This window comes from Holdemanella porci (assembly GCF_019052655.1).
In the GTDB taxonomy this organism is placed as follows: Bacteria; Bacillota_I; Bacilli_A; order Erysipelotrichales; family Erysipelotrichaceae; genus Holdemanella; species Holdemanella hominis.
This window is the reverse complement of sequence record NZ_JAHQVB010000104.1, coordinates 1-3926: the sequence shown is the minus strand read 5'-3', so window position 1 is coordinate 3926 and position 3926 is coordinate 1. Positions and strand designations below refer to the sequence as shown.

The 3926-nt window shown below is 33.0% G+C and carries 5 protein-coding genes; 3 read left to right on the top strand and 2 right to left on the bottom strand.

Annotated elements, in window-relative coordinates; genetic code table 11:
- Positions 1-276 (top strand): hypothetical protein (locus tag KTQ83_RS11395; RefSeq protein ID WP_217256875.1); only part of this gene is annotated, 276 nt, incomplete at its 5' end.
- A gap of 127 nt (positions 277-403) precedes the next feature.
- Here the strand turns inward: KTQ83_RS11395 and KTQ83_RS11390 are convergent.
- Positions 404-1132, bottom strand: a complete 729-nt coding sequence (locus KTQ83_RS11390) for an SPOUT family RNA methyltransferase (protein WP_117926790.1) — start codon at positions 1130-1132, stop codon at positions 404-406.
- Between the two features lie 73 nt (positions 1133-1205).
- Between KTQ83_RS11390 and KTQ83_RS11385 the strand changes: the two genes are divergently transcribed.
- A complete protein-coding gene (locus KTQ83_RS11385; RefSeq protein WP_217256874.1) occupies positions 1206-2363 on the top strand; it encodes an AI-2E family transporter in 1158 nt (385 codons plus the stop codon).
- A 67-nt stretch (positions 2364-2430) separates the two neighbouring features.
- Positions 2431-3312 (top strand): putative manganese transporter, encoded by an 882-nt coding sequence (locus KTQ83_RS11380; protein WP_186999620.1) that lies wholly within the window; start codon positions 2431-2433, stop codon positions 3310-3312.
- 224 nt (positions 3313-3536) lie between these two features.
- Here KTQ83_RS11380 and KTQ83_RS11375 read toward each other — a convergent pair whose 3' ends face one another.
- Entirely contained in the window at positions 3537-3758 is a 222-nt protein-coding gene (locus KTQ83_RS11375) for a hypothetical protein (RefSeq protein WP_117926787.1), read from the bottom strand.
- Positions 3759-3926: the final 168 nt, after the last annotated feature.

Below are 3926 nucleotides of genomic sequence, written 5' to 3'. Positions count from 1 at the left end.
TCGAAACAAGATTATCAAGTGTATCAAGAACAACGCCAATGGCTACACCAACTGGTCTCGATTATGCAATCGCGTAATGTATGTACTCGACCCAAACGCTACATTCAGCCTGGAGCCAAGGGAGAAATGATCATGGATGCACAAGACATAATTGAATTGATCGAATACTTCAGAAATCTTCAAAACAATGAAATGAAATTTGGAATTGAAGAATTATATGACAAGTTAACTGAATACATTGATTTCAATCGTGCAGACTCCAATCGACCATTATAAAAGAAGCAGAGATTTTAAACATCTCTGCTTCCTAGTTAATAATCCTTTAAACACTCATAGGGTTTTCAACCCTATAATTCTTGAAGCCAACTTTCAGTCGACCCTATCTAATTGCGGATCACCCATTTTAATTCACTTTGACTTTCTTTTGTCTTAATATCTCAAAACTAAATACAGCAGCAGCACTGGCTGAATCTAAGGCATTTCTAAAATCTCTACCGTATTCTACGACAATATTTTGTTTGGATGCTGCCGTAATAGTTGAGCTAAGCCCTCTTAAGGCACCGCCTAAACATAAACAGAAATCCGATTCAAAAGTATAGTCATAGAGTCCTTCGGCATCTTTTCTGTGGGCACACAAAATAGGAAGTTCATTCTTTTTACAATAGTCTACTAATTCTTCATCTGAGTCTACAAAGTAGATCGGTAGTTTTTCATAAGCACCCGCACTTGCCTTTAAAATGGTTTGTTCAGCAAAGCTCCAGTCTCGTTTTGGAAGAATCATCGCATCACATCCAGATGCATAGAGAGTCCTTGAAATACTTCCCAAATTATATGGATCTTCTACGCCGTCGATGTAACAAAGAAATCCATGGACATGTGTTTCAATAAGTTGAGGAATTTGTTTTTCTTCAGCTATAAGTAAAATACCACCATGTGTTTTACCTGTTGCTAAGGCATTGATTTCATCACGCGAATAAAAGATGACTTCACAACCACAATTTTTGGCAATTTTAGCCAAATATCTTGTATCTTTTGTATTTTTTTTCTTATCAATATATAGTTTTTTACAATCTCGAGACCCTGCTTCTAATAGGGCTTTGCAGGAAATGGCCCCTTCAAATATTTTTTCCATACAACTATTATAATGGCTTTTATAATTTTTTTCTAGATGTTATTATATATGGTATGGAAGGAGTCTTACTTAAATGCATTTTAAATTAACCCAAGAAATGAAACAGCGAATCATCGTTTATTCTACGTCTTTCATTATCGCAATCTTATTTTTTACAATATTGAATAAGTTTAAAGACATTAAACGAGCCATTCAGTTTATATTAACGATACTATTTCCTTTCCTTCTAGGAATTGGATTGGCGTTTATATTAAACAATCCACAAAAATGGGTTGAAGATAAGTTACTACAGAATATTCCAATGCATAAAAGCCACAAAAGAATACTATCAACTACTCTTGTGTTTATATTAACCATTGGATTCTTGATCTTATTTTTCTCCATTATAATTCCGAATACGATTGATTCTGTGCGACAATTTTCTAAAAACGTTGCGGATTATTCCGATACTTTAATTGAATACACAAAAGATTTTGCGTATAAATTAAACATTTCAGAAAAACAAGTTGAACAAATGCTGATCAATTTTGACGTCACACAGAAAATCACAAGTGTAGTCACTGAATCGATTCCTAAAATTGCTTCTTACTCTTATAGCTTTGTGAAAGGATTTATTAACTTGATTTTAGCTTTCGTTTCCGCATTCTATATCTTATTGGATCGTGAAAAACTTGTTAAGGGCATAAAAAAGTTAAATTACTCATTATTTGATAAAAACTTTGCGAACTACTTAACTCTTTGGACAAATGACGCGAAGACTGTATTTGAACAATATATCGTAGGAAATATCATTGACTCATTTATTGTCGGTGTTATCTGTTACTTTGGTGCCTTAGTATTAAAGCTACCTTACACAAGTATGATTGCCCTAATTATCGGTGTCACAAACGTCATTCCCGTCTTTGGGCCATTCTTAGGTGCTATTCCCGTCATCATTATCTTATGTTTGATTGACCCATTCTCAGCCTTGATTTTTACAATCTTTATCTTCATCCTTCAACAATGCGATGGAAACATTATAAAACCGATTGTTCTTGGAGATAAACTAGGAATGTCAGGCTTTTGGATTTTATTCTCTGTTACTGTTGGTGGTGCATTATTTGGCATTGTTGGAATGTTTTTAGGTGTTCCAATCTTTGCACTTATCTATGCAGGTGTACAAGATTATATCCAAGTTCGATTAAGAAACAAAAAAATCACAATCAACGATAGAGCAGGAACTATTGATTAGTTTCCTGCTTTTTACGTGCAATTTTTGAAAAAATGTGTATACTTATGTAAGTTAGGAGGAACTACCTTTGAATTTTATAGACATTATTTTAGATACAATACACGATACGTGGGCTATGCTCCCCTTATTGTATATTACTTATTGTATATTAGAAGTTTTCGAAAGAAAGAATACGCAAGACGATAAGCTTTTCTTTGGACTACAAAGACTTGGACCCATTTTAGGCGCATTAGTTGGATTGATTCCCCAATGTGGATTTAGTATTCTAGCCGCTATGTTGTTTGTCCAAAATAACATTACACTCGGCACACTAGTCAGTGTTATGATTGCGACAAGTGATGAAGCCATTCCAATCCTAATTAGTAATCCTAAGATGTATTCATCTTTACTTGGTATTTTAGGATTAAAATTAGTTATCGCAATCATTGTTGGATTATTTACTGATCATGTACTATTTCGCAATCAAAAAATCCTCCGCTTCGAAGACATAGAAGAAGATTATGACGATAAAGAATATGAGGAAGAAGAAAGTTCAGGATCAAGCTGTCCATGTTGCTATCCTGAATATCCATTATGGATCAGTGCCTTATTAAGATCTTTAAAAATCTATGTATTCATCTTTATTACTAGTTTTGTATTAACACTATTAATAGAGTGTATTGGAGAAAAAACATTATCAATGATTTTACTTCAAGATAATTTATTCCAGCCAATCATCGCCGCGCTATTCGGCTTTATTCCTAACTGTGCAGCTACAGTTGTTCTAACACAGCTTTATACAGCTGGTGAATTATCCTTTGGATCCTTACTTGCAGGACTAGTCACGAATGCAGGACTTGGTTTAATTGTGATGATACGTTATAAAGCCAAAAAGAAAGATATTTTAAGAACCATGTTCATCCTATTTATAACTGGCGTTATCGTAGGTATTGGATTTATGCTATTATAGCCACAATTGTGGCTATTTTTATCTTTTCGAGAAAATCCAGTTTTCAAAATATTCTGTATCATACCAAAGCAAAAGAATAAGTATAGTAACAATCAACAAAACAATAGCGAAATATAGAGTACTCATTTTTTCGAAAATTTGTCTGAGTTCAATTCTGTATGTGCATCGAGTTCTTCCAATCATTTCTTTGCTATTTTATCAAGCCAACTCATAGTTACCTCTTCTTAGACTAATATTGGAAAATGAAATGGAAATATATCAATTTCTGGATGATTCCATTGATACCAAAGTGCTAAAACAAGTGCAGCCGCTAAGATAACAATCGCATAAAATTTAATATTCTTCATTAATGTATTTCCCTTTTGCTCAAAATCATTCGAATTCAATTCTGGATGTTCATCCAATTCTTTGATTCGTTTTTTCGTTGTTCTTTCAATCCAGTTCATAATTAGATACACCTCTCTTTTATTATATTTTAATCATTAAATTTATATATATAAATATATAAATATATAAGGTAAACTTAGTCACTATGCTGTCCAAATAAGCACGAAAAAAGGAATATATAAAACTGGATAGGGATAAATCAACCTTTAAAAGTCATAGGGATTTTA